General features: G+C 43.4%; 24 protein-coding genes and 1 tRNA gene. 17 read left to right on the forward strand and 8 right to left on the reverse strand.

Annotated elements, in window-relative coordinates:
* Nucleotides 1–77: 77 nt before the first annotated feature.
* Genes U2P89_RS14415 through U2P89_RS14425 form a run of 3 tightly spaced genes read right to left on the reverse strand, consistent with a single transcriptional unit; the run spans nucleotide 78 to nucleotide 2,282 of the window.
* Nucleotides 78–563: a DUF456 domain-containing protein gene (locus tag U2P89_RS14415; protein ID WP_019540144.1), complete on the reverse strand. Its 486-nt coding sequence runs from the start codon at nucleotides 561–563 to the stop codon at nucleotides 78–80.
* A gap of 2 nt (nucleotides 564–565) precedes the next feature.
* Entirely contained in the window at nucleotides 566–1,357 is a 792-nt protein-coding gene (locus tag U2P89_RS14420) for a metal ABC transporter ATP-binding protein (protein WP_322191727.1), read from the reverse strand.
* Entirely contained in the window at nucleotides 1,350–2,282 is a 933-nt protein-coding gene (locus U2P89_RS14425; RefSeq protein WP_322191728.1) for a metal ABC transporter solute-binding protein, Zn/Mn family, read from the reverse strand. Before U2P89_RS14425 ends, U2P89_RS14420 begins: the two co-directional genes overlap by 8 nt.
* Nucleotides 2,283–2,427: 145 nt before the next feature.
* Between U2P89_RS14425 and mnmD the strand changes: the two genes are divergently transcribed.
* The 9 genes from mnmD (at nucleotide 2,428) to U2P89_RS14470 (ending at nucleotide 11,560) form a co-directional block, all read left to right on the forward strand.
* A complete protein-coding gene (gene mnmD / locus U2P89_RS14430; protein WP_322191729.1) occupies nucleotides 2,428–3,093 on the forward strand; it encodes a tRNA (5-methylaminomethyl-2-thiouridine)(34)-methyltransferase MnmD in 666 nt (221 codons plus the stop codon).
* 410 nt (nucleotides 3,094–3,503) lie between these two features.
* The gene (gene abc-f, locus U2P89_RS14435; protein WP_322191731.1) at nucleotides 3,504–5,108 is read left to right on the forward strand and encodes a ribosomal protection-like ABC-F family protein; all 1,605 of its coding nucleotides are present in this window, start codon (nucleotides 3,504–3,506) and stop codon (nucleotides 5,106–5,108) included.
* A 123-nt stretch (nucleotides 5,109–5,231) separates the two neighbouring features.
* Nucleotides 5,232–5,438: an SRPBCC family protein gene (locus U2P89_RS14440; RefSeq protein WP_322191732.1), complete on the forward strand. Its 207-nt coding sequence runs from the start codon at nucleotides 5,232–5,234 to the stop codon at nucleotides 5,436–5,438.
* A 164-nt stretch (nucleotides 5,439–5,602) separates the two neighbouring features.
* On the forward strand, nucleotides 5,603–5,860 hold the full coding sequence (locus U2P89_RS14445) for an AraC family ligand binding domain-containing protein (protein WP_322191733.1): 258 nt from the start codon (nucleotides 5,603–5,605) through the stop codon (nucleotides 5,858–5,860).
* A gap of 400 nt (nucleotides 5,861–6,260) precedes the next feature.
* On the forward strand, nucleotides 6,261–6,500 hold the full coding sequence (locus U2P89_RS14450) for a hypothetical protein (RefSeq protein ID WP_322191734.1): 240 nt from the start codon (nucleotides 6,261–6,263) through the stop codon (nucleotides 6,498–6,500).
* 214 nt (nucleotides 6,501–6,714) lie between these two features.
* The gene (locus U2P89_RS14455; RefSeq protein WP_322191735.1) at nucleotides 6,715–7,770 is read left to right on the forward strand and encodes an NAD(P)-dependent alcohol dehydrogenase; all 1,056 of its coding nucleotides are present in this window, start codon (nucleotides 6,715–6,717) and stop codon (nucleotides 7,768–7,770) included.
* 105 nt (nucleotides 7,771–7,875) lie between these two features.
* Nucleotides 7,876–8,439 carry an AraC family transcriptional regulator gene (locus U2P89_RS14460; protein WP_322191736.1) on the forward strand — a complete coding sequence of 188 codons (564 nt, stop codon included), beginning with the start codon at nucleotides 7,876–7,878 and terminating at the stop codon, nucleotides 8,437–8,439.
* Nucleotides 8,440–8,895: 456 nt separating this feature from the next.
* Nucleotides 8,896–11,319 (forward strand): heavy metal translocating P-type ATPase, encoded by a 2,424-nt coding sequence (locus U2P89_RS14465; RefSeq protein WP_322191737.1) that lies wholly within the window; start codon nucleotides 8,896–8,898, stop codon nucleotides 11,317–11,319.
* 22 nt (nucleotides 11,320–11,341) lie between these two features.
* Complete coding sequence (locus U2P89_RS14470; protein WP_313380786.1) at nucleotides 11,342–11,560, forward strand: heavy-metal-associated domain-containing protein; 219 nt, start codon at nucleotides 11,342–11,344, stop codon at nucleotides 11,558–11,560.
* Nucleotides 11,561–11,927: 367 nt separating this feature from the next.
* On the opposite strand, the gene U2P89_RS14475 is transcribed toward U2P89_RS14470, so the two are convergent.
* Together U2P89_RS14475 and U2P89_RS14480 are read right to left on the reverse strand one after the other, a co-directional pair.
* A complete protein-coding gene (locus U2P89_RS14475; RefSeq protein ID WP_322191738.1) occupies nucleotides 11,928–12,506 on the reverse strand; it encodes a DUF1697 domain-containing protein in 579 nt (192 codons plus the stop codon).
* 2 nt (nucleotides 12,507–12,508) lie between these two features.
* Complete coding sequence (locus U2P89_RS14480) at nucleotides 12,509–13,510, reverse strand: hypothetical protein (RefSeq protein WP_313380785.1); 1,002 nt, start codon at nucleotides 13,508–13,510, stop codon at nucleotides 12,509–12,511.
* A 389-nt stretch (nucleotides 13,511–13,899) separates the two neighbouring features.
* Here U2P89_RS14480 and U2P89_RS14485 point away from each other — a divergent pair, with 389 nt between their 5' ends.
* The 5 genes from U2P89_RS14485 (at nucleotide 13,900) to U2P89_RS14505 (ending at nucleotide 20,796) form a co-directional block, all read left to right on the forward strand.
* A complete protein-coding gene (locus tag U2P89_RS14485) occupies nucleotides 13,900–14,343 on the forward strand; it encodes a DUF6769 family protein (RefSeq protein WP_322191739.1) in 444 nt (147 codons plus the stop codon).
* A 115-nt stretch (nucleotides 14,344–14,458) separates the two neighbouring features.
* Nucleotides 14,459–15,748, forward strand: a complete 1,290-nt coding sequence (locus tag U2P89_RS14490; protein ID WP_322191740.1) for an efflux RND transporter periplasmic adaptor subunit — start codon at nucleotides 14,459–14,461, stop codon at nucleotides 15,746–15,748.
* Nucleotides 15,749–15,766: 18 nt separating this feature from the next.
* Complete coding sequence (locus U2P89_RS14495) at nucleotides 15,767–18,883, forward strand: efflux RND transporter permease subunit (RefSeq protein WP_322191741.1); 3,117 nt, start codon at nucleotides 15,767–15,769, stop codon at nucleotides 18,881–18,883.
* Nucleotides 18,884–18,986: 103 nt separating this feature from the next.
* A complete protein-coding gene (locus tag U2P89_RS14500) occupies nucleotides 18,987–20,165 on the forward strand; it encodes a TolC family protein (RefSeq protein WP_322191742.1) in 1,179 nt (392 codons plus the stop codon).
* 256 nt (nucleotides 20,166–20,421) lie between these two features.
* A complete protein-coding gene (locus tag U2P89_RS14505) occupies nucleotides 20,422–20,796 on the forward strand; it encodes a DUF3127 domain-containing protein (RefSeq protein ID WP_092025882.1) in 375 nt (124 codons plus the stop codon).
* A 148-nt stretch (nucleotides 20,797–20,944) separates the two neighbouring features.
* On the opposite strand, the gene U2P89_RS14510 is transcribed toward U2P89_RS14505, so the two are convergent.
* Both U2P89_RS14510 and purN read right to left on the reverse strand, forming a co-directional pair.
* Nucleotides 20,945–21,026, reverse strand: a tRNA-Leu gene (locus U2P89_RS14510).
* A gap of 213 nt (nucleotides 21,027–21,239) precedes the next feature.
* Entirely contained in the window at nucleotides 21,240–21,827 is a 588-nt protein-coding gene (purN, locus tag U2P89_RS14515; RefSeq protein ID WP_322191743.1) for a phosphoribosylglycinamide formyltransferase, read from the reverse strand.
* Nucleotides 21,828–21,979: 152 nt separating this feature from the next.
* Between purN and U2P89_RS14520 the strand changes: the two genes are divergently transcribed.
* Genes U2P89_RS14520 through rnc form a run of 3 tightly spaced genes read left to right on the forward strand, consistent with a single transcriptional unit; the run spans nucleotide 21,980 to nucleotide 24,290 of the window.
* Complete coding sequence (locus U2P89_RS14520; protein ID WP_019539373.1) at nucleotides 21,980–22,216, forward strand: acyl carrier protein; 237 nt, start codon at nucleotides 21,980–21,982, stop codon at nucleotides 22,214–22,216.
* A gap of 9 nt (nucleotides 22,217–22,225) precedes the next feature.
* Nucleotides 22,226–23,488, forward strand: coding sequence for a beta-ketoacyl-ACP synthase II (fabF, locus tag U2P89_RS14525; protein ID WP_091904779.1), 1,263 nt, complete (start codon nucleotides 22,226–22,228; stop codon nucleotides 23,486–23,488).
* Between the two features lies 1 nt (nucleotide 23,489).
* A complete protein-coding gene (rnc, locus tag U2P89_RS14530; RefSeq protein ID WP_091904775.1) occupies nucleotides 23,490–24,290 on the forward strand; it encodes a ribonuclease III in 801 nt (266 codons plus the stop codon).
* 16 nt (nucleotides 24,291–24,306) lie between these two features.
* On the opposite strand, the gene U2P89_RS14535 is transcribed toward rnc, so the two are convergent.
* Nucleotides 24,307–25,323 carry an ATP-dependent 6-phosphofructokinase gene (locus tag U2P89_RS14535; protein WP_091904771.1) on the reverse strand — a complete coding sequence of 339 codons (1,017 nt, stop codon included), beginning with the start codon at nucleotides 25,321–25,323 and terminating at the stop codon, nucleotides 24,307–24,309.
* Nucleotides 25,324–25,348: the final 25 nt, after the last annotated feature.

The following is a 25,348-nucleotide window of genomic DNA, read 5'->3' on the forward strand; positions in this document are numbered from 1 at the left end:
TTTTTTGTACCCATGAAAACAGGTTTTTACACTGCCCACTCGGGCTCCGGAGTCTGTAGAAAGGATAAGCAATCTTTTCAAATGACAAGCGTTCTCACGAAAAAGAAGATAATCAAACCGACTGTCACCAATTTGAGCACGAGCCCTGTAATATAACCGACAAAGGCGCCGGTAGCCTGTTTAACAGCGTGTATAAATTGTGTTCCGGAAAGCAGCCCTCCGGCGAAAGCGCCCACAAACGGGCCAAAAATAATACCCCACGGCCCCAGGAAGAAACCTACCAGCAGACCGATAGTAGCGCCCCAGACCACCTGTTTATTACCTCCCATCTTTTTTGTACCCCAGACCGGCAGAATATTGTCAATAATAGTGACCACGACTGTCAATACTCCCAGGACAATAATGGCTGTCCAAGAGATATCATCTTGTGTAGAGGGAATGAACTTCAATGCCAGCAATCCTCCCCAACTCAAAGGAGGGCCGGGAAGTATCGGTGCAACAGTCCCTACAGCTCCTACGAGCAACAGTAGACCGGCCAGGATAATCCAAATCGTATCTCCCATCTCTATTGATGTATATGTGATCCGCCTTCCTGATGATCATGCTCCAGCAGCACACGGTGAGGCAGAGATCCATGACCGAGTATCTCGATGGGACACGACTCATAAGCATTCAGCAGCCATTCCTGAGATATATCGGTACCCGGATGATAATGCAATCCCTGATTCACACAGGCGATATTCTTCACAAGAGAGATAATCGTCCCTACATCATGCGAAACCAATACAATCGCAATCTCTTTATTGATATCGCCCAGCAATTTATAAAAATTGGTCTCAAACAGCTTATCCACATAGGTACTCGGCTCATCCAGAATGATCAGTTTCGGATTGTCGACAATGGCCCTTCCCAGCAACACACGTTGTAACTGTCCCCCCGAAAGATCTCCAATCGCACGCGACAGCAATTCTTCTATTCCAAGCCTCTCTGCCACCTCTTTTACCTTTTGCCTGTCCGCAGAAGAATATCTCTTGAAAATATTGTTTCCCGGCGTTAAACCTGACAGGATCACCTCCGATACGGAGATGGGAAACTTTTTATCAATCCGGTTTATCTGAGGGAGATAACCAATATTAATTGAGGCTGTTTTTTTACCCTTATCGTAGAAAGTGACGGAACCCGACTGAGGTTTTATCAATCCGAGAATAGTTCTCAAAAGGGTAGTCTTCCCTCCTCCATTCGGTCCGATAATACCGAGGAAATCATCCTGATAGATAGTTAGGTTGATATCCTTTAGCACATTCGGTTTGTTCTCGTAACCAACTGTAAGGTTTGTTATGTCGATCAGTTTACTCATCCGTCTCACGGGCTAAAATGGTGGCAATCCTCAGCAATTCTTCATCCCACTCATACCTGAGCGGATCAATCTCAAACACCTCCGCACCAATCTCCTGTGCAATTACGGATGCATTCTTCGTGTCAAAACCACGCTCTATAAAAATAGTATTGATCTTTTCCTTTCGGGCGACGTCTACAATTTCTTTAATCTGCGAAGGAGAAGGGCTTTTCCCCTCGAACTCAATACTTATCTGATGCAGGCCATAATCGCGTGCAAAATAGCCCAATGCGGGATGATAAATGATAAATGACTTTGAGGGGGCATCTTTCAGCAAATCACGGATCAGGCTGTCTGTCCGTTCTATTTTTACCGACAATGTATCAAAATTGGTCCGGAATGTCTCTTCATTATCAGGATCTAATTTCACGACCGCTTCCAGCATATTCCGGACCAAAACCTTTACGACCCGGGGTGACGACCATACATGCGGATCTACACCACTATGGGCATGCACATGTGCTGTGATGTCTCCATGATGGTGATCATGATCGTGTGCGTGGTCATGTTCCTGATCATGGCTGTGGTCATACCCTTCCATCCTCTCAATACCTTCCGAACAATTTACGATAGCTACATTCGGGTTATTTTCCGCGAGGCGTTTGCTCCAGGCATTCTCAAAACCGAGATCACCCACCATAAAATAGATATCGCTCTTCGCCATATCAACCATTACTGAAGGGGCCGGCTCATATGTCTCAGGGCTTGATCCGGGAGGCACGAGCGTATTGATTGCAAATGCATTGCCTACGATCTGATCGAGGAAGTAACGTTGAGGTTCAATAGTCACCGTCAGCATCCGCTTTCCTTCATTATTATTCCTGGTTCCGGAACCGCATGCCAAAGTCAGTGCCGATAGCAAGATGATATACAGATATTTTTGCATGTGATAATTTTATACTACAAATATAATGAAAGCCGAGAGAAAAGCCAAGCTTGCTTGAGCTTGTCCGAGGCGCATCTTATATTCTACAAAAGTACATGAAATTTTTCTATTTTTGTTTGTCATTCCAACAGAAAGCCCGATAGTTATGCAACATATATTAAAAACAACGGAAGACGGATCGCACACACTATATGTTCCGGAATTGGATGAACATTACCACTCCACACACGGCGCCATTCAGGAGTCGCTTCATGTCTATCTGGAAGCGGGATTGCACCATTGCGATAAATCGGAGATCAACTTATTGGAAATCGGTTTCGGTACGGGGTTGAATGCATTTCTCACCTTGCTCGATACTGAGAAATCGGGTAAAACAGTAAAATATACTACTCTTGAACGATATCCGGTATCGAACACCGAGGCGAAGATGTTCAACTATAGTAAATTGCTGGATCCCTCGCAGGAAGTGAAGTTTATACAACTTCACTCTTCTCCCTGGGAAGAGTGGGTAGAGATAACTCCCGACTTTCATCTGAAGAAGTTGCAAATGGATATCAAAGGATTGGACAAGTTTCAACAGGGAACAGCTTTCGATGTGATTTACTACGATGCCTTTGCCCCTGAAAAACAACCCGGCATGTGGACACAAGAGATATTCAGCCAATTGTATACCCTCAGCAATCAGGGAGCGGTGCTCACTACCTACTGTGCAAAAGGTGCCGTAAGAAGGATACTCCAATCTGCCGGTTACCGGGTGGAACGTCTTCCCGGTCCACCCGGCAAGCGGGAAATTCTGCGGGCGGTAAAATAAAGATTTGATAATCCGTATAAAAATCTATATCTTTGCAGCACAAATCAATAAGTAAGCTCCAATGAAACGAGCATAACAATCATTGTTACATAAGAAGATGATTAAATGCGAGTTCCATATGACACCATTGAGAATAAATAATTTAGTCATATGAAATAAATAATTTCTTTCAAACTTTTATAGAGACAAACCGTAAAACGGTTTGTTGGGTTATTCATCTACTAAGAGAACGTTTTCGTTAAGCTAAATGAGCAAAGTTAAACTTGTTTGAATGTTTTCGATAAGCGATGGGTAGAAGACAAATTTATTTGTATTATGCCGTCGCGAGAAAACATCTAAGTTTACCTGAACTTTGCCATAGCGAGAATTGAAAATCGAGGAGCGAAGGCGACTCAAAACGACTAATTTTAATGAAAGAAATTATGCTTACTATTCAAGACCTATCCTATACTCATCCCGACAAAACTCTGCTGTTCAGTAATATCAATCTAACGGTTAATCCCAATGAGAAAATCGCATTGATTGGAAACAACGGTGCGGGTAAAACCACATTGCTAAGAATCATTGCAGGAGAATTGCAACCCTCGGACGGAATACTGAAAACAGATACGAATCCCTATTATATCCCTCAAATTTTCGGGCAGTATGATCACCTGACAGTTGCCGAAGCATTGCAAATAGATCAAAAGTTAAAAGCTTTATATGAAATCCTGAACGGAAATATTTCAGAAAAAAACTATGATCTGCTTAACGACGACTGGACAATCGAGGAACGTTGTTCTGACGCATTGAACGATTGGCAATTGAGTGGTCTGGATCTATCACAAAAAATCGAAACACTAAGCGGAGGACAAAAGACAAAAATATTCTTGGCGGGTATCTCGATTCATCTGCCTGAACTGGTATTATTGGACGAACCGAGCAATCATCTGGACATTTCAGGAAGACAATGCCTGTATGATTTTATAGAAAACACAAAGTGTACGTTACTCGTCGTCAGCCACGACCGGAAACTACTCAACCATTTAAATATGGTGTGTGAACTGACCAAGCATGGAATAACCGTTTATGGTGGTAATTATGACTTTTACAAAGAACAAAAACAGATAAAACTCGATGCTTTGTCACAGGACATTCAAAGCAAGGAAAAAGCATTGAAAAAAGCCAAAGAAAAAGAACGTGAGACGATCGAACGTCGACAAAAACTGGATGCGCGTGCAAAAAAGGATCTGTCAAAAGCAGGACTACCCAAAATAGTAGCCAATACGTGGAGAAACAGTGCAGAAAAAAGTACTGCCAAAATAGAAGGTACCCATTCTGAGAAAACAGGAAATATCTCACAGGAATTGCAGGAGTTGCGTTCTTCCCTGCCGGAGGCCGACAAAATGAAATTCGGATTTGACCATTCAGGTCTGCATCAAGGGAAAATACTTTTTACTGCCACCGATATCAATTTCAGCTATGGGAACGATAAGTATGTATGGAACGAACCTTTAAGTCTCCGGATTACGAGCGGTGAACGGATAGCCATAAAAGGAACAAATGGATCGGGGAAAACAACTTTAGTCAATATAATTCTTGGAAACCTTATACCTCAAACCGGTATTGCAATTGTTACAGAAAGCAGGTCTGTTTATATTGATCAGGATTATTCACTGATAAACAATAAACTAACAATTTACGAACAGGCAGCATATTTTAATACTTCTGCTTTGCAAGAACACGAAGTAAAGATCAGGCTCCACCGTTTTTTGTTCACTAAAGATGCTTGGGACAAGCCTTGCGCTACATTAAGTGGAGGTGAGAGAATGCGATTAATGATATGCTGTCTAAATATTGCTGACAAATCTCCGGATATAATTGTCCTGGACGAGCCGACCAACAACCTCGATATTCAGAATATCGAGATACTGACCAACGCCATTGATGAATATCAGGGAACATTACTCGTAATCTCCCACGATGAAACATTTCTTGAACAAATAAACATTGCAAGAGTAATCAGCGTTAATTAAGAAATGAATTAAAAGAGACTGATCTGGTGTAAATTGATAAATCGGTGATAACCTTTTCAAAAAACATAAAAAATGATATATCTACTCCAGGAATCATTCATTATTTTAATATAAATAACTATTATGGCAAAAGAAATTAGAACAGAAATAATTATTCGGGCGACATCCGAAAAAATATGGGATATCCTCACCGATTTTGAAAATTATCCAAATTGGAACCCATTTATCACCTTTATAAAGGGGAAAGTTGAAGAAGGGAGTCCCGAAAAAACGATAAACGGGTTTCACGAAATGAACAAAAAACTGAAAGAACTCGCAGAGAAAGAATAATATAATTGCAAACAAACGGCATCTCAAATACAAATGTAATATTATTCCCACTTCGTCATACACAGCATTGTAGATATGCTATCGAAAGATGAAGTTCGCCTTCCGACGATATTGCTGGTTTCGGCTGAAAAATAGAGATTGTTTTACGCCTTGATATTACAACGATGAGAGAAACCAAGATAGATAAAATAAAAAAGTACCATTTACATAAAAACGAACTGGATAAATTACAGTTCGAAATATATCCGTTGGAGAACTATCTTCATCGTAATGAAGAAAACACACAAAAACCCCATGTCCATAGTTTTTATCAGATTCTTTGGTTTATATCGGGAGAAGGAAAACATTATGTCGATTTTAACGGATATGATGTAGAGGCTAATACCCTATTTTTTATCAAAAGAACTTCTGATCAGAGATGAAGACGTACAGGTTCTCCATGGCTTTGAAAGTGCAGAGGATGCAAATGCTTATCTGAAGACTGATCTGTTTACTAATGATGTGGTTACGGCACTTTCCCCTTTATTTGACAAAACGCCCGAAATCAAGATTTATACAATAGCATAGTCTTTGTAAACCAGAGATTTCAAAATAGACACTAAACATGGGAAGATAGGATCTTGAAATCCGATATCTTCCCTTTTTCTTATCCTCGACCAAAAACCATATATTTATCGGTAATATAAAAGAATCTTGTAATAAGGCCAATCCGGAATAAATTGACACAAGGTTTTACGACGAAGAAACTTTTGCTATTTTTGTTCTGACAGTGAACATGAAAGTGCTAACTCTTTGCAATCCTTGGTAAATAAAAAAACCTCAATGGATAACAAGCAAGGACAAAGACTTGACGTTCCAGGATCAAAAATAGATATCATTAACATGGCAAGAATATTTATTATGGGCTCATCGGACGGACCTGGCTTATTGACAGCCCAAATGCTTATATATCAGGAGCATCAGGTCGTACTGCATGCACGCAACGAAAAGCGAAAAGAAGATACTGTCGCCCGACAATGGCCAGATGTTTATGTAAATGGTCTTAATCCTGGCTGGGTATAATCTTTCACTCCAGGAAGAATTTATATCGCTATGCAGGGAAATTACCGGCATTTTGTTTCCGAAATAATGGTGACAAAACCAGAATCATAACACTATACCATCGACCGGCCTCGAATTAATCCTTTAGAAATAGCAATTAATACAGATAATATCTATTTTTGTATCAGGCACAAGTTGATTATATCCGGAAAGTAAACTCTTAAAGCAATAACATATGCGAACATTTTCAGTAAAAGCATTTGGGACAGAAGCCCCCGAAGCAGATTTACAACAGATGAGCATCGACCGCCGAGAACCAACGGTAAAAGATGTGGAGATCGATATTCTATTTTGCGGCGTATGTCATTCCGACCTACATACCGCAAGGAACGAGTGGCATGGGACGATATATCCTAATATACCGGGACATGAGATTGTGGGACGAATCACAAAAGTCGGCGACGGCGTAACCAAATTCAAAGTGGGAGATCTTGCTGCCGTCGGTTGTATGGTAGACAGTTGTCGGGAATGCGAGCAATGCAAGCATGGGAACGAACAATATTGTGAAAACGGAAATATTCAGACATATAACAGTCACGACAAACATCTCAACCGGCAGACGTTCGGAGGCTACTCTGAGCGAGTGGTAGTAGACGAAGATTTCGTTTTACATATCCCAGAAAACCTGGATCTGGCTGCTACTGCACCATTGCTCTGCGCGGGAGTAACCACTTGGTCACCCTTGAAACATTGGAAGATAGGCCCCGGGCACAAAGTTGGTATTGTTGGTATTGGCGGATTGGGACATATGGGCGTAAAGCTGGCGAAAGCAATGGGAGCCCATGTAGTAGTTATCACCACCTCCCCGTCAAAAGTAGCCGACGCCAAACGGTTGGGAGCAGACAAAGTCATCCTATCGACAGACAAGGAGCAGATGAGAGCTAACTACAACACGCTGCACTTTATATTGGACTGCGTTTCGGCTCAACACGACGTGAATGCCTATCTGCGTCTGCTTAAAGTAGACGGCACACTGGCATTGGTCGGAGCTCCCGAACATCCGCTACCCATCGCGGCTTTCAGCCTGATCCCTGCACGCAAGAACTTTGCCGGATCGACCATCGGAAGCATCAAAGAGACACAGGAAATGCTCGATTTTTGCGGCAAACATAATATTACTGCCGACGTCGAATTGATCAATATACAAGATATCAATACCGCCTATGAACGGCTGTTGAAAGGCGATGTGAAATATCGTTTTGTGATTGATATGACCTCTTTGAAGAGTTAAGTCAGACTGATCCTATTTGGAAAGCTAAGTCGGGCTCATCCGGCTTAGCCTCCAATTTACCTATAGGGTTTATCATAAGAAGATAACTATGAACGGAAAACGACTATGAGCTCACTTTTCATCAAAAACATGGTGTGTAACCGCTGTATCATGGTGGTTCAGCAAGAGTTGGAAAAACTGGGGTTAGACGTGAAAAGAATCACGCTGGGCGAAGTGACGCTCGGTAAAGAACTTACATCCGAAGAAAGGAAACAGATAGAATCCGTATTAATCCCGTTAGGCTTTGAGGTGATTGATGACAAAAAAAGCAGGATCATCGAAAAAATCAAAAATATCATTATCAACCTTGTACATCATCATGATAACGATACCAGAACGAACCTGTCCGAACTATTGAGTAGAGAATTGCATCACGATTACAATTATCTGTCCAACCTCTTTTCGGAAGTGGAAGGCACGACTATCGAGAAATATTTTATTGCCCAGAAGATTGAAAAGGTAAAAGAGCTGTTAGTGTATGATGAATTGTCGTTGAGCGAAATTGCTTATCGTCTCAACTATTCGAGTGTAGCTTACCTTAGTAATCAGTTCAAAAAAGTAACCGGACTCACGCCAAGTCATTTCAAACAGATCAGGGAAGACAAAAGAAAACCGCTGGATAAAGTGTGATTATGCCGGCAATACAGGTGTTGCTAAAACTTCGCCAAACACGGAAATAAAATATCACCAAACACGGAATCAAAACTAAGCTAAACACGGAAGTTTAATTATAAAAAAAGGGATAATTCTTTTGGACTATAGGTACAAATAAAAATCGCACTTCCATATGACACACGATCATCTTACGGTGAAAACACCGTTTATTCTCCGCAAAAAATACGGAGAATAATACACCTAATCTACGCGCATTCTACGGAGAATAAACCACATCCGTAAATCTTACAAATCAAATCCATAAAACTACAACAGGATAATCTATTTTTATTGCCAACTTTGCATTGTCAACAAAAAAACGAGGAACTATTTCGACAAGTGGGTGCAATGTGAATTGATTTACTTTGCCAAACGGAAAATTAACAATCGAGGAGCAAGCGACTCAAATAGTCTAATTAAAATTGAACAATTATGGCAACAGACAATACACAAACAATATTTCTTTCGCTGGAAAATGTAGAGAGCGAACACTGCGCACTGATTGTGGATAAGGGATTGTCGCAAGTCAAAGGTGTGGAAGCGCACAAAGTGGAGATCAATAATCGCAGGGCGGCTATTACTGTAAATAACAACGAAACCGTGGCCGAGGCGGTAAAAGCAATCAAAAATCTTGGTTATGGTGTTACCACCGTAAAACACACCTTTCCGGTATTGGGCATGTCTTGTGCTTCCTGCGCTAGCAGTGCCCAAACTATCGTAGAGCATGAACCGGGAGTGGTCAACGCATCCGTAAACTTCGGTACGGGAAACCTTACTGTTGAGTACTTACCCAACATGACCGATGCTGCAAGACTGCAAAAAGCGGTTCAATCTGTCGGTTATGACCTGTTGATAGAAGATGAAACCACGCAGCAGGAAACATTGGAAAATATCCACGCCGAGAAATTCCAAAAGCTCAAAAAGAAAACTATTTGGGCGGTTATACTGGCCTTACCCGTGGTAGCCATCGGCATGTTCTATATGGATATGCCCTATGCCAATGAGATCATGTGGCTTTTCGCCACTCCTGTAGTATTCTGGCTGGGAAAGGATTTTTATATCAACGCGTGGAAGCAAGCCAAACACCGCTCTGCCAATATGGATACCCTGGTCGCATTGAGTACCGGTATTGCATACCTGTTCAGCGTCTTCAACATGTTATTCCCCGATTTCTGGCATCAGAGGGGATTGCATGCACATGTATATTTTGAAGCCGCAGCGGTTATTATCGCCTTTATCCTGTTAGGGCGATTATTAGAAGAAAAAGCCAAGGGTAATACTTCCACAGCAATCAAAAAACTGATGGGTCTGCAACCCAAAACCGTAACAGTAATACGACCCGACGGAATCGAAGAACAGGTCGCTATAGAAAACGTGAATGTAGACGATATCATCGTTGTCAAACCGGGAGAAAAGATTGCGGTGGACGGTATAGTAACGTCCGGTAATTCCTATGTAGATGAAAGCATGCTTAGCGGTGAGCCTGTACCTGTACTGAAAGAAGAAAACGAAAAAGTATTTGCAGGTACAATCAACCAAAAAGGAAGTTTCCGGTTCAAAGCGGTAAAAGTCGGCAAGGAGACAATGCTTGCCCAGATCATCAAAATGGTGCAGGATGCGCAAGGAAGTAAAGCTCCCGTACAAAAACTGGTCGACAAGATTGCCGGTATTTTCGTTCCCATAGTCATTGGCATTGCCATTCTCTCATTTATCCTATGGGTGCTTTTAGGCGGCGACAACAGTGTAGTACAGGGATTACTGGCTGCCGTTACGGTATTGGTAATTGCCTGTCCATGTGCATTGGGACTGGCTACCCCTACCGCTATTATGGTGGGTGTAGGCAAAGGTGCTGAAAATGGCATTTTGATCAAAGATGCTGAAAGCCTTGAGTTAGCGAAGAAAGTAAATACCGTTGTATTGGATAAAACCGGTACGATCACCGAAGGCAGGCCGCAGGTAACGGATATCCAATGGCTGAATAATAATGATTCCACCAAAGATATCCTGTTCAGCATCGAAAAACAATCGGAACATCCATTGGCTGAAGCGGTGATAAAACATTTGGAAGGTGTAGCGATCACTCCCTTGACAAAGTTCGACAGTATCACCGGAAAAGGAGCAAAAGCCGATCATAACGATGAAACCTATTTCACCGGCAACAAGAAACTATTGACGGAGAACAATATCACTATCTCAGATGATTTATTGAAATATGCCGATGAATGGGGAAATCAGGCCAAGACCGTTATCTGGTTCTCAAATAGCAAGCAAGCACTTTCGGTAATTGCGATTTCCGACAAGGTCAAAGAGACATCGATCGAAGCTATCCGGCAGATGCGGGATATGGGCATCGACCTCTATATGCTGACCGGAGACAATGAAACCACGGCCAAAGCTATTGCACAACAGACAGGCATTCATCATTACAAGGCAGAAGTATTGCCTCAGCACAAAGCCGATTTTATCAAGGAACTGCAGCAGCAAGGCAAGGTAGTAGCTATGGTCGGAGATGGTATCAACGACAGTACGGCACTTGCTACTTCGGATGTAAGTATCGCCATGGGGAAAGGAAGTGATATCGCGATGGACGTAGCCAAGATGACCATCATTTCATCCGACCTCACCAAGATACCGCAGGCAATACGACTGTCCAAACAAACTGTAGCGACCATTAAACAAAACCTGTTTTGGGCATTTATCTATAATACGATTGGTATCCCGATTGCAGCAGGCATCCTCTACCCCATCAATGGCTTCCTGTTAAATCCTATGATTGCAGGAGCGGCCATGGCATTGAGTAGTGTCAGTGTGGTAACCAACAGCCTGAGGTTGAAATGGAAAAAGATCAATTCATAACTTATAACTCATAGTTAGAAAAATGGAAAATAAAAAACTTCAATTCAAGACAAACATCAATTGCGGGGGATGTGTTTCCAGAGTAAAACCCGGTCTGGATAGTACGGAAGGTATCCGTGAGTGGAATGTGGACATCGATAATCAGGACAAGATCCTGACCGTACAATCCGAAGGTATCACAGCAGACGAGGTAATCGCCATCGTCCAAAGCAAAGGATTTAAGGCAGAAGCTTTAGATTAAGCTGAATAAGCAACCGATAAACTTGTTTGATTTCGATGTGGTCTTCCGGATTTCATCCAAATCAAGCAAGTTTTTATTTTAATTGATATCCTTTCCGGGATAACCGGCAACACCTATTATCATTTCAAAACTACAGGATGGGAACCATCTCCAGAATAAGTTCCTAATAGACTAGAAATATTATACCATACTTGCAAAAACACGAATTATTCAAATTTATTGAAGTTATAATTACAATAATGACTATATTTTCGGTGTATTGAAATCATAATTACAAAAAACATGAGGAAAAATCAGAGAGTCAATATTTCTCACAATCAGATTTCGGAATATATTCTACGTTTTTTTCTTTGTGGCTTTATAATTCTTACATCTTTTTCAAGACCTTCTCAAACGTATTCAGATTACGGGAAGTGAAAGTATCTTTTAAGTTTTTCCGTCCTAATATTTTCCCGAATTCAGACTCCAATGTGTTTCCTTTCGGTACTCTCCAATAGAAATTGTTTGCTGCTATCAAACCCCTTTCTTCTTCCGTTTTTTTCGACTTTTCAAATTCTTCCATCAGCGTTTTTTCAATGCCTGCAATGCCTGCAAAACCATAAATGTGAAAATCGGGATTGGCATCAAATGGATTTTCAGTAAAAATAGTTTCAACCTCGGTTTTGTCTTTTATGAAAAGAAAAGCATCGTAATTGAAGTGTGTGGACATAGCTTTTTCCAGCAGTGCTTTTAACTCATCTTTTTTCTTATCGGATGAGAACAGGATATTGCCTGATGCCAGGACGGACGACACGTTTTCCATGCCCGTTTTTTCAAATACGGAACAGACTTCTGCCATTTTCATATTCGTTCCTTTTACGTTTACCCCACGCAAAAAGGCACAGAAAGTGGGTTTGTTTTCATCCGATTGGCTGTCATTGTAATTTTGAATATCCGTGCTCATCATTCTCATTTCTCGCAGACTTCTTTCAGTTTTTGCAATGCTTTCGGGTAGTTTTGGTTGAAATAATCTGCATAGCTTTCGACAACATCAATATCAACGGTAAGGATCGTGATGCCGTTGTTTTCCTCAAAAGTGTAATTCTCAAGACCGCCTGTCCATTGCTCTACCTGTTCGCCCGAAGTGATTTCTTTATCCCCGTCCAGTATTCCCGTGGAGCGGATAGAAACGAATTTGTTGGGATTGTTTTCGACAACTTCGGCTATCATTCCGCCTTTTTTACCGTTTTCGTCCGTACCGATGAACAGGATTTTCGAGCCTTTTTCCCAAGTTCCCTCAAAGGTCGAACCGGGGTGAAACAGCGATGTCCAGTGCTCGTAGGTCGTTTTATCGTCCAGCCCGAGCATCGTGCGGTACACCTTTTCGGCAGGGGCTTTTATCTCGGTTTTGAACTGTACCCTTTTCCTGGCAGCGGCAGTGGGAGAGGGCTGTTTTTCCACGATCTCTTTCAGGTTTCGTAAACCTTTGTCGAAGTCCTTGTCCATATTCATAAAGAGGTTCATCAGGTTGAATGGGTAGGGCGATTTTCCCGAAATCCCCCATTTTACGAGGGTTTCGTTGGGCGATTTTTCCCCGACCGTGATGTAGGATTTGTTGGGTTCGTCGCCGAAATCGTAAAAAAACAAATCACTTTCCATTCTTTCGTTTTCCACGATGCGGGTAATGACCTGTGCCCCTTTTCCGAGGGTTTCGCTGTCCCAGCTGTACCTGAAACCGACCGTGCCATCCGTTCCCTCTGCAGTTTTCGTCATATTCGGGTCAGAAAGCTGCCACACCCCGAAATTGTCCTGATTTTTGACGTACCTGATGTATTCAAACACTTCTTTTTGGGGCTTGTTGATAACGATTTCGCCACTGCTTTTGTATTTTTTCGGTACAAAAAGTGCCACAATAAGCGGTATCACGATGAGAATCAGTATTACGATGAGAATTTTTTTTAGCGTTTTCATATTTCAATTTGTTTGATGGTAAATGCTTTTTGTGCAGAAAATTGATATTTAATGTTCGATAACGTCGTATTTACACCAGTTATTCCATGTTGGGATGCAATATCCCTCTATTTTCAAAGAACAGTTCTTATGGTTGTATCGTTCAAAGAAACGAAATAAATTTACCCTTTTCACTCCCTCGTATTTCCAAATACAGGTCAAAAAAGGAATACAGGTTTTATTATTTGACAGGTGCTGTTCTCATATTTGCTATCATTTATAATCAGCTATCTTCGGGGTGTAGATATTATTGGTAAGTATTCAAAGTGAAGTTTATAGCTATTGAAATCTTGATCGGTTACTTGGAGAAAAGAAAATAAACCTGTAATTTTGTTGCAAAATAGATTGGGTTGAAGAAGAAGATTGCCATATCATCCATTGTAGTAGCGATACTTATCGTGCTGGTGGCGGGAGCGATACCGCATCATCATCACGATAACGAGGCAATCTGTTTTCATATGACGCATCATCAGGATCATCAGGATGCTTCGGAAGATGGTGAACACTCGGCTCAAAGCGGCCATAGCTGCCATCACGATCCGACCTGCATCGCTGAAACCACCTATTATACAAATCCCGGCAAGATAAAAATCAAGGCGCCTTCATTTGATAATGGCGATAATCCGGGGCATATTCAGCTTTTCCCTTTGCTTTATCTTGTCTCAGACTTCCTGATAAACCCCGCTTATAATACCTACACAAAACCGAAACAGGGGGAATACTTACTATTTTATACTTCCGCCGAAGTAAGCCGGTTCCACGGCTTGCGTGCTCCGCCTTTCATCCTTTCCTGAATTAACCTGCTGTATTTCATTATACAGGATGGATAGCTATACCCGACTCGAAATAGCTGTCTCTACATTATTTTCTATTCATTATCATGTCACGGAGCAATAAATTTTATCAAAAATGAAGACTTATATTGTAGGCTTATTGATCGCAATGGCCTTGCTTATTTCGGGTTGCCTTTCCGGAAATAAGAACGAATCATCTTCGGATGCAAAAGATGCGCACGAACATCTGCATGACCATGACAACAGTCACTCACACGATCATGACCATGACCACGATCACGACCACTCTTCCGATGGAACACACAGCCACTCAACTAGCGATGGGCACGTCCATTCGACAGGTACGGGACATGACCATGATCATTCATCCGGGGATACGGATGAGATCCACTTCACCCGGCAACAGGCCGAAGTGGTCGGTTTGGAAGTAGAACAAGTAGCACCCGCCCCTTTCAGCTATGTGATCAAGACCAGCGGACAAATTCAGGCGGCACAGGGCGATGAAGTGATTATCGTGGCGACTTCCAACGGAATTGTGTCGTTTACCAATCCCTCTCTCACCGACGGCGGCGCTGTCAAGACCGGCCAGTCCATCGTGACAATATCCGCCAGAAATCTTCTCGAAGGGGATCCATCAACCAGAGCCAAAATTGAATTCGAAACTGCCGAAAAGGAATTCCAACGGGCGGAACTGCTGGTCAAAGACCAAATCATTTCTACCAAAGAATTTGAGCAGGCCCGCCTCCGCTACGAAACCGCCAAGACAGCCTATAATGCACAGGCATCCAATATGACAGCCAACGGTGTGAAGGTCACCTCCCCCATCAACGGATATATGAAGAATAGAATGGTGGCACAGGGAGAATATGTATCAGTAGGGCAACCTATCGCGACCGTCTCCCAAAACAGACGGTTACTATTACGGGCCGAACTGTCGGAAAAACATTACAAGACGGTCAAGAACATTACCTCTGCCAATTTTAAACCGGCTTACGACAATCAGGTTTACAAACTTTCCGATTTGAACGGTCGGCTGTTGTCATTCGGCAGATCAGCGGACGGACAATCATTTTTTATTCCTGTCACATTTGAATTCGATAACGTAGGCGATATTCTGCCGGGCGCTTTCACCGAAATTTTTCTGTTGGCCAATCCGCAAAACGATGTAATATCGGTACCTGCATCATCCCTCACTGAAGAGCAGGGGCTTTATTTTGTCTATCTGCAACTGGATGAAGAGCATTACAAAAAACAGGAGGTTACTCCGGGACAAAGCGACGGAGAGAGAGTACAAATCCTTTCAGGCCTGGCATCGGGAGACAAGGTGGTTGCCAAAGGTGTATATCAGGTGAAGCTGGCGGCTATTTCGTCCGCGATGCCGGAAGGTCATACCCACAATCACTAACCGCAAAGACGAAATGCTATGCTGAATAAAATAATAAGATTTTCGTTGAACAACCGGATGGTTGTGCTGGTCGCCGCGGTTTTGCTTATGGTCGCAGGATTATACACGGCCGGCAATATGGAGGTGGATGTATTTCCCGATTTGAATGCACCAACCGTCGTGGTGATGACCGAAGCACAGGGAATGGCTCCCGAAGAGGTAGAGCGGCTGGTGACTTTCCCGGTTGAAACTGCATTGAACGGTGCAGCCGACGTACGCCGTGTCCGTTCCTCTTCCACTACAGGATTTTCCATTGTATGGGTCGAATTCGACTGGGGAACGGATATTTACCTCGCGCGGCAAATTGTATCAGAAAAGCTCTCTGCCGTAAGCGATGCGCTTCCGGATTATGTCGGGAATCCTACCTTAGGGCCTCAGTCCTCCATTCTGGGTGAACTGATTACCATCGGGTTGACTTCCGACTCTACTTCGCTCCGGGATCTGCGTACATTGGCCGATTGGACAATTCGACCACGTCTGTTATCAACCGGCGGAGTGGCACAAGTTACCGTTATCGGCGGTGAAATCAAAGAATACCAGATATTGTTGAGTCCTGAAAGGATGAAGCATTATAACGTCAGTCTGGATGAAGTGATTAATGTGGTAAAAGAGATGAACCAGAATGCTTCGGGAGGAGTATTGTATGAATACGGGAACGAGTATATCATCCGCGGTATTCTTTCCACGAATCAGATAGATGCATTGGGGAAATCAGTGGTAAAAAGTGTGAACGATGTGCCCATCCTGATTGAAAATATAGCCGATGTGACGATAGGCGACAAGACCCCAAAGTTGGGAGTAGCCTCTGAAAAAGGGAAACCTGCCGTTCTGGTAACGGTCACCAAACAGCCTGCCACAAGTACGATCGAACTGACAGAAAAGATAGATCAATCGTTAGCGGATATTCAACGAACTCTTCCGACCGACGTGAAAGTGAGCACCGATATTTATCGTCAGTCGCGCTTTATAGAGGGCTCCATCAGCAATATCCAAAGGGCATTACTGGAAGGAGGAATTTTTGTAGTGATCATCCTCTTCATTTTCCTGATGAATGTACGGACAACGGTTATTTCACTTGTCACCATTCCTCTTTCACTGGTATCAGCCATTTTAGCTTTGCAGTTTATGGGTCTGACCATTAACACCATGAGTTTGGGTGGTATGGCCATCGCAATCGGCTCATTGGTGGATGACGCGATTGTGGATGTGGAAAATGTATTCAAACGACTGCGGGAAAACCGGCTAAAACCGGTAGAGGAGCGAAGAAGCGTGATAGCGGTTGTATATGATGCGTCGAAAGAGGTACGTATGCCTATTCTCTACTCCACTTTTATCATCATCGCCAGTTTTGTCCCTCTGTTTTTCCTCTCGGGAATGGAAGGACGTATGCTGGTACCCCTCGGGATTGCATTTATCGCGGCACTCTCTGCATCCACTATTGTGGCACTGACATTGACGCCCGTGTTGTGTAGTTACTTGTTGGGAAAATCGAGAAAGGGAGATGATACTCCTGAAAAAGAGGCTTTCGTCGCCAGAAAACTAAAGGGGATTTATCAGCATGCATTGAGATGGTCATTTAACCATAAAAAATGGGTGCTGGGCGGAACCGGCGTCGTCGTACTGGTAGCGATTATCCTGTTCTTCACACTCGGCCGCAGCTTTCTTCCACCGTTCAACGAAGGGTCATTCACCATCAGTGTCAGCACCATGCCCGGTATATCCCTGGAAGAATCAGATAAATTAGGAAGAATAGCGGAAGAGCTGCTGCTTTCGATACCGGAGATACAAACGACAGGGCGCAAGACCGGACGTGCCGAACTGGATGAACACGCTTTAGGTGTAAACCTGTCGGAGATTGAAGCGCCATTTATTTTGGGTAAGCGCTCCAAGGACGAGCTATTGGAAGAAGTACGAGAGAAAATGAAATTACTTCCCGGCGTAAATATCGAAATAGGGCAACCCATATCGCACCGTATTGACCATATGCTTTCGGGAACCAGGGCAAATATCGCCATCAAACTGTTCGGCACAGACCTTAACCGGATGTACGGCATCGGCAACCGGATCAAAGCATCTATCGAGGATGTGGAAGGGATTGCCGACCTGAACGTGGAGCAACAGATCGAACGTCCACAGTTGAAAATAGAACCCAAACGGGAGCTATTGGCAAAATATGGTATCCCGTTACCTGAATTTGGAGAAATCATCAACGTGATGCTGGCCGGCGAAGTCGTTTCGCAGGTCTATGAAGGGAACAATTCGTTCGACCTCACATTGAAAGTGAACGATGAAAGCCGCTCGACCATGGAGCGGATCAGGAATATGATCGTGGATGCCAATGGACGGAAAGTACCGCTGGAGAATATTGCCGAAGTCACCTCTTCCACCGGTCCCAATACCATTAACCGTGAGAACGTAGCCCGTAAGCTGGTCGTTTCGGCAAATGTCGCCGGACGTGATTTAAGGGGAGTTGTCAACGATATCCAAAAAATAGTCCGCGACGAAATCGACTTGCCCGAAGGGTATCATATCGAATATGGCGGACAATTCGAAAGTGAACAGGCAGCATCCCGCATGTTGTTTATCACCTCCATCTTCTCCATTATGGTGATCTTCCTTTTACTCTTTGCCCAATTCAAGAGTGTAAAACAATCGACGGTGATACTGCTGAATCTCCCGTTGGCATTGATAGGGGGTGTATTCGTTATATTCTTCACCAACGGGGAGCTAAGTATTCCCGCTATCATCGGCTTTATCTCGCTCTTTGGGATTGCCACCCGCAACGGGATGTTGCTTATCACCCGGTATAACGATTTACAAAGTGAAGGACATTCAAAATTCGAAAGTGTGATGCAAGGCTCATTAGATCGTTTGAACCCTATCCTGATGACTGCATTGACATCCGCTTTGGCACTGATACCCCTTGTGCTGGGTGGAGATTTGCCCGGTAACGAAATACAAAGCCCCATGGCGAAGGTTATTTTGGGAGGATTACTCACTTCCACCTTTTTGAACGGTTTTATCATTCCTATCATGTATCTGATAACCGGAAGGAAAGTAGTTGAAACAGAGGTTTTACAAGATAAAGAGAATTAACAGTCCCCACAAAATATCGTCAGTCGGATGATTTAGTGGCAATCGGAAATCTTGTAAAAATTGGATAAGATAAAAAACAGAGAAAACAACTAACAGAATTCAAATGAAGACAATCATAGCAACCCTGTTGATACTGTTTACAGGTATCACCCTGAATGCGCAGACAACGATCAATTCCGTATTGGCCTCGATAGAGGAAAACAATACCACATTAAAGTCGCTTCGTGAAAGTGCGGAAGCACAAAAACTGGAAAATAAAACGGGTATATATCTTGAAAATCCGGAAGCCGGGTTCAATTATCTTTGGGGAAATCCTGCAGACATTGGCAACCGCACCGATTTCAGCATTATGCAAACATTCGACATAGCCACTATCACGGGCATGAAAAGCAAAGCAGCCAATAAGCAGAATGTATTGGTCGAATGGCAGTACAAAGCCGACCGTATGAACATCCTTTTGGAAGCAAAACAGTACTGTATCGACCTGATCTACTACAACGCGCTGAAAAAAGAGCTGGATCAGCGCTTACAACATGCCGAAACAATTGCCGCAGGTTACGAAGACCGCCTGAACTCAGGTGATGTCAGCCGTCTGGAATATAATAAGGTACAACTCAACCTTACCAGCGTGCAAGGGGAAATATCTCGTATCGAGGTTGAACGCAATGCATTGCTGGAACAATTGAAAAGGCTGAATGGAGGAACAGACATCCTGCTGGAAGATTGGCAGTACGATGACATCTTGCTTCCACTGCATTTTGACGACTGGTTTGCACAAGCAGCACAACAAAATCCGGTTTTAGCCTATGCCAGACAGGAAATAGAAATAAGCAGGCAACAACTCTCGCTGAGCAAAACAATGAACTTGCCCACCCTCTCTGCCGGATATATGAGTGAAAAAGTGGTGGGAGAACGCTTTCAGGGTCTTTCCCTTGGCATCACCATTCCTTTGTGGGAAAACAAGAACAGGGTAAAACAAGCCAAAGCATCGGTAAAAGCAGCCGAGTCGCGGGAAACAGACAGCCGCCAACAATTTTACAATCAACTGCAGATACTCTATAATCGTACTGCAGGCTTGAAAATAGCGGCTGAAAAATACCGCCAATCGTTGGTAACGGCAAACAATACCGGGCTCTTGAAAAAAGCCCTGGATGCAGGAGAAATATCGCTGTTGGAGTATATGGTAGAGATCGGCTTATATTACGAAACAATCAACCGTGCATTAGAAGCTGAAAGGGATTACCAAAAAGCATTCGCGGAATTATCGGCAGTAGAACTTTAATCGTAGCAGAAAAGGAAACACCAATTATCCGGATATCAGGCATATCATCCAGAAGATTGTAAGGCTAAGGGAACCGTTATTCATTTTTAATTTGGCGATTCCCCTTTTTCATACTATTTTCGCATAATAAAAACGTTCCCGAACTACATCTTTTGGGGCTATAATCAACGTTTTCGTTAAGCTAAATGAGCAAAGCCAAACTTGTTTGAGTTTTGCCATAGCGAGAAAACGACTAATGCAATTGAACGAAAAAATCATGCAACTAACGGCGAAATTAATTCAACTTCTTCCGCTTCAATCCGGAACCGGAAGGAACGGCGAATGGAAAAAACAGGATATTATTGTAGAGACACAGGATCAATATCCCAAAAAGATATGCATTTCTTTATGGGGAAATAAATTCCAGCATGTTTCACTCAATTCGGGTGAACTCTACACCATTGATTTTGATGTGGAAAGCAGGGAATTCAACGGAAGATGGTATACCGATGTGAAAGCATGGAGAATAGAGGCACAAAATACCCAAAACAACACTCCACCTTTCTCTCCAAAAGACGAATATGATGAAATACCCCCACCGGAAAACCCGTTCAATGGCGCGAATGAAGGAGTGGATGATCTACCGTTTTAAATTAATCTGCGAGGGCATTCCGTACAACAAAGTTGGCAGCAAACAAAACGGCGCTCCCGATCCATCACCAAAAGATGAATATGAAAAGGTACCGCCCTAAAATCCATTCAGTGGAGCGAATGATGGGACTTAAACGATTTTTTATCTGTGCGGCCGAAGGGACTCGAACCCCCACGCCTCTCGGCACTAGATCCTAAGTCTAGCGCGGCTACCAATTACGCCACGGCCGCAGGTGTGAAATGTGGCGCAAAGATACGATTTATTTTTCTATCGATCCTCCTTCTCGCAAAATTTTATTGCAATTGTGTATATCTTCTTGGGATATCTCAATTCAATTTTTTTATTCTCCGACGTTCTTCATTGATAGAGGAGCGTGATTGATATCTACTTCGTTCAGCATTGAAACGATACACAATACGGTAGGACCATCTGCATATTCTTACCTATCCAAATTTTGAAAGATCCTCCCCTTTCACCACAGCTTCAATTACCCTCGGGAAATGGGCATATTCCAATGCATGCACCTTTTGAGCGACATCTTCAGGCGTATCTTCAGGCAACACTTCACAGGTAACCTGAAAAATAATGTCCCCCTCATCGTAATTTTCATCTATATAATGGATAGTGATGCCTGACTCCTTTTCACCCGCTTCCACCACAGCCTGGTGTACCCTGCCGCCATACATCCCCTTACCTCCGAATTTGGGCAACAGCGCCGGATGAATATTGATAATCCGGCCGGGATAGGTATCAAGCAACGACTGTGACACTTTCAATAAAAATCCGGCCAATACAATATAATCGATATCATACGAACGAAGCATATCTATTATGGCCGACCCCTCATCGAACTCAGCCTTACTGAATGTAAAAGAGGGGATACCCAGCCGGTCGGCACGTTCATGTACATAAGCATCTCTTTTATTGGAAATGATAAGTGGGACCGATATATCTTCATGTCCGGAAAAATAGCGGACAATATTCTCCGCATTACTGCCACTTCCCGATGCAAACAGGGCGATACGAGTCATAAAAACGGTTGTTTCCTGCACAAAAAAACATAATTTGTGCACTTTTCTTGATTTTAATAGACAAAAATTTGCTCTGTTAGAGAAAATTTGTGTTACTTTGCATCGCAAATTTAAGAATAAATTTTTTTATTTATTAATTAATATCGAAAGTTATGTCTGAAGTAGCACAAAGGGTGAAATCGATTATTGTCGATAAATTGGGTGTTGAAGAAGTTGAGGTTACTGAAACCGCAAGCTTCACCAATGATTTGGGAGCTGACTCTCTTGATACGGTTGAATTGATCATGGAATTCGAAAAAGAATTCAACATTTCAATTCCGGACGATCAAGCTGAAAAGATCTCTACTGTTGGTGACGCAATTTCTTACGTAGAACAACACGCAAAATAATCCATTTTTATGGAGTTAAAGAGAGTAGTAGTAACAGGCCTGGGTGCGATTACCCCCCTTGGCAATGACGTGAAAACCACGTGGGAAAATGCTTTGGCGGGTAAAAGCGGAGCCGGGCCTATTACTCATTTTGATGCATCGCTTTTCAAAACGCAGTTTGCCTGCGAAGTAAAAGATTTCGATCCGAGCGATCTTTTTGATCGTAAAGAAGCCAGAAAATATGACCGGTATGCCCAGTTAGCCATCCACGCAGCCAAAGAAGCGATGGCGGATTCAGGGCTCGATCTCGAAAATGAGAATGTAGACCGTATCGGGGTTATTTTTTCTGCCGGGATCGGAGGAATAAGAACATTCGAAGAGGAAGTTGGGAGTTATTATACCAACATGGACAAAGGGCCACGTTTCAATCCCTTTTTCATTCCGAAAATGATAGCGGATATCGCCGCCGGGCATATCTCTATGATTTATGGACTGAGGGGTCCTAACTATGCGACCGTGTCGGCTTGCGCTTCCTCTACCAATGCAATTGTCGACGCATTCAATCTTATTCGCCTGGGTAAAGCTAATGTCATTGTAACAGGTGGTGCCGAAGCGACGATCAGTCCCTCGGCAGTGGGAGGATTCAACGCCATGCACGCGTTGTCCACCCGCAACGACTCACCGTTGACGGCATCACGTCCTTTCAGCGCCAGCCGCGACGGGTTCGTGATTGGAGAAGGCGGATCGACACTCATCCTCGAAGAGTTAGGCCATGCACTGGCACGTGGGGCTACTATCTATGCAGAAGTAGTCGGTGGAGGCATGTCGGCCGACGCACACCATATCACTGCTTCCCATCCCGACGGATTGGGTGCTAAATTAGTGATGCGGAATGCTTTGGAAGATGCCGAAATGAACCCGGATGAGATCGATTACATTAACGTACACGGCACATCCACTCCTGTAGGCGATATCTCGGAAGTGAAGGCAATCCTCGATGTATTTGGTGAACACAGTTACAACCTGAATATCAGTTCGACCAAATCGATGACCGGCCACCTTTTGGGAGGTGCAGGTGCTATCGAAGCAATGTTCACTATCTTGGCAATCAGGGATCAAATTGTTCCTCCCACCATCAACCATGACGAGGGAGACAATGATCCGGAAATTGACTACAACCTGAATTTTACATTCAACAAAGCTCAAAAAAGGAAGATAAGAGCTGCGTTATCTAACACTTTTGGCTTTGGGGGACACAACGCAAGTGTAATTCTCAAGCAATTCAACAAATAGTGTGTTAAGAAGACTCGTAAAGAGGGTAAAGGCTCTCCCGCACAGAGGGAAAGAGCCTTATCTCTCGTTTTATAACGTATTGGGCTTCTATCCCGACAGGATAGACCTCTATAAAGAAGCCATGACTCACCGTTCTTCGTCCATCCGGTCGGAGAAAGGGCGATGGGTGAATAATGAACGTCTCGAATTTTTGGGGGACGCCATTCTCGATGCCATCGTCGCAGATATCCTTTATAAAGATTTCGAACACAAAAAGGAGGGGTTTCTCACCAGTACACGTTCACGTATAGTACAGAGGGAAACACTCAACAAGCTGGCTATAGATCTTGGACTGGACAAACTTATTGTCTCATCGACCCGTAACCTGGCACATAATACCAATATATATGGTGATGCTTTAGAAGCTCTTATCGGTGCTATATACCTCGATCAGGGGTACCGGGTAGCCAAGAAATTCGTATTTGAAACACTCATCAAACAGCACCTGAATATCGATAAGGTATTGAAAAGTGAAGTCGATTTTAAATCCAGGCTGATTGAGTGGGGACAAAAGAACAGGGTGGAAGTCAACTTTGAAGTGACTGAATCTACCTATGATGCACAAAATAACCCCGTCTTCTTTTCCCGTGTGAAAGTAGGAGGGGCAGAAATTGGTTCCGGAAAGGGATACTCAAAGAAAGAATCTCACCAGATGGCAGCAAAAGTAGCTATCAAAAAGTTACGTGAAAACAACGAACTGCAAGAGGCGCTCGTTGAAACAACAAGAAATGAATCACCCGCCTCCACTACAGAGAACGAGTGATCAGGACTATTTTCACTTACCAGACACCAAAAGAAATACCCATTCGTTTTCCCTGCAGCACAAGTTGGTTATCGGGGGTAACCAACCGGAGTTTACCGGCTACATCAGACAGGGGTACTGCGGTGATTTCTGATCCTATTTTGGCAACCATCCTTCCAAATTTTCCTTCATGGATCAGCTCTGCCGCATGTCCACCCAGCAATGTGCCAAGATTTCTGTCGTAGGGCGACGGAGATCCTCCCCGTTGAATATAACCGAGTACCGTTTCACGGGTTTCATAACCGGTCTGGCTTTCGATCTCACGGGCAAAATAAGTGGCAGGCCGCTCTTTGGTAGGCACCTCTACGCCTTCAGCCACAGCTACAATAGAGTAAGCTTTCCCCATTTCCATCCGCTGGTTGATCTTATCAATAACCACTTTCATATTATATCCTAGCTCCGGCAACAGGATGATATCAGCTCCTCCGGCCATCCCGGCATGAAGCGTGATCCATCCCGCATGGTGTCCCATCAGTTCAATCACCATCACACGACGATGTGAACTGGCAGTAGAGTGTAGCCTGTCGATAGCATCGGTAGCGATATTCACAGCCGTATCGAACCCAAAAGTCACATCTGTACCATATACGTCATTGTCAATAGTTTTAGGTATTCCTACCGCATTCAATCCCAGTTCAGAAAGCATCCAGGTGGTACGTTGTGTGCCATTTCCTCCTATACAGACTAAACAATCAAGCCCCAGCTCATTATAGGCATTTTTGATCTGCTCCCTGTCTTTCTCGTCGGGGGAAGTAATCATTTTACGGAATACTTTCTCGCGTGCCGTACCCAGAATTGTCCCTCCCATATTCAGAATTCCCGAAAGAGACTGATCGGTAAGTTCCACAATGTCTTTGTACAGCAGTCCGGAAAAACCGTTCTGGATACCAATTATCTGCATGCCATAATTATTGATGGCTGTTTTTCCAACGCCACGTATGGTCGCGTTAATTCCCGGGGCATCACCGCCGGAAGTAAGAATACCTACCTTCATCTGAATTATGAATTAAATTTCTAAT

The organism is Proteiniphilum sp., assembly GCF_034331125.1.
GTDB lineage: Bacteria > Bacteroidota > Bacteroidia > Bacteroidales > Dysgonomonadaceae > Proteiniphilum > Proteiniphilum saccharofermentans.

What these genes read in the sequence shown, in the direction of transcription:
- U2P89_RS14415 (WP_019540144.1), bottom strand. Translation starts at nt 563, where the DNA reads ATGGGAGATACGATTTGGATTATCCTGGCCGGTCTACTGTTGCTCGTA.
- U2P89_RS14420 (WP_322191727.1), bottom strand. Translation starts at nt 1,357, where the DNA reads ATGAGTAAACTGATCGACATAACAAACCTTACAGTTGGTTACGAGAAC.
- U2P89_RS14425 (WP_322191728.1), bottom strand. Translation starts at nt 2,282, where the DNA reads ATGCAAAAATATCTGTATATCATCTTGCTATCGGCACTGACTTTGGCA.
- mnmD (WP_322191729.1), top strand. Translation starts at nt 2,428, where the DNA reads ATGCAACATATATTAAAAACAACGGAAGACGGATCGCACACACTATAT.
- abc-f (WP_322191731.1), top strand. Translation starts at nt 3,504, where the DNA reads ATGAAAGAAATTATGCTTACTATTCAAGACCTATCCTATACTCATCCC.
- U2P89_RS14440 (WP_322191732.1), top strand. Translation starts at nt 5,232, where the DNA reads ATGGCAAAAGAAATTAGAACAGAAATAATTATTCGGGCGACATCCGAA.
- U2P89_RS14445 (WP_322191733.1), top strand. Translation starts at nt 5,603, where the DNA reads ATGAGAGAAACCAAGATAGATAAAATAAAAAAGTACCATTTACATAAA.
- U2P89_RS14450 (WP_322191734.1), top strand. Translation starts at nt 6,261, where the DNA reads ATGGATAACAAGCAAGGACAAAGACTTGACGTTCCAGGATCAAAAATA.
- U2P89_RS14455 (WP_322191735.1), top strand. Translation starts at nt 6,715, where the DNA reads ATGCGAACATTTTCAGTAAAAGCATTTGGGACAGAAGCCCCCGAAGCA.
- U2P89_RS14460 (WP_322191736.1), top strand. Translation starts at nt 7,876, where the DNA reads ATGAGCTCACTTTTCATCAAAAACATGGTGTGTAACCGCTGTATCATG.
- U2P89_RS14465 (WP_322191737.1), top strand. Translation starts at nt 8,896, where the DNA reads ATGGCAACAGACAATACACAAACAATATTTCTTTCGCTGGAAAATGTA.
- U2P89_RS14470 (WP_313380786.1), top strand. Translation starts at nt 11,342, where the DNA reads ATGGAAAATAAAAAACTTCAATTCAAGACAAACATCAATTGCGGGGGA.
- U2P89_RS14475 (WP_322191738.1), bottom strand. Translation starts at nt 12,506, where the DNA reads ATGATGAGCACGGATATTCAAAATTACAATGACAGCCAATCGGATGAA.
- U2P89_RS14480 (WP_313380785.1), bottom strand. Translation starts at nt 13,510, where the DNA reads ATGAAAACGCTAAAAAAAATTCTCATCGTAATACTGATTCTCATCGTG.
- U2P89_RS14490 (WP_322191740.1), top strand. Translation starts at nt 14,459, where the DNA reads ATGAAGACTTATATTGTAGGCTTATTGATCGCAATGGCCTTGCTTATT.
- U2P89_RS14495 (WP_322191741.1), top strand. Translation starts at nt 15,767, where the DNA reads ATGCTGAATAAAATAATAAGATTTTCGTTGAACAACCGGATGGTTGTG.
- U2P89_RS14500 (WP_322191742.1), top strand. Translation starts at nt 18,987, where the DNA reads ATGAAGACAATCATAGCAACCCTGTTGATACTGTTTACAGGTATCACC.
- U2P89_RS14505 (WP_092025882.1), top strand. Translation starts at nt 20,422, where the DNA reads ATGCAACTAACGGCGAAATTAATTCAACTTCTTCCGCTTCAATCCGGA.
- purN (WP_322191743.1), bottom strand. Translation starts at nt 21,827, where the DNA reads ATGACTCGTATCGCCCTGTTTGCATCGGGAAGTGGCAGTAATGCGGAG.
- U2P89_RS14520 (WP_019539373.1), top strand. Translation starts at nt 21,980, where the DNA reads ATGTCTGAAGTAGCACAAAGGGTGAAATCGATTATTGTCGATAAATTG.
- fabF (WP_091904779.1), top strand. Translation starts at nt 22,226, where the DNA reads ATGGAGTTAAAGAGAGTAGTAGTAACAGGCCTGGGTGCGATTACCCCC.
- U2P89_RS14535 (WP_091904771.1), bottom strand. Translation starts at nt 25,323, where the DNA reads ATGAAGGTAGGTATTCTTACTTCCGGCGGTGATGCCCCGGGAATTAAC.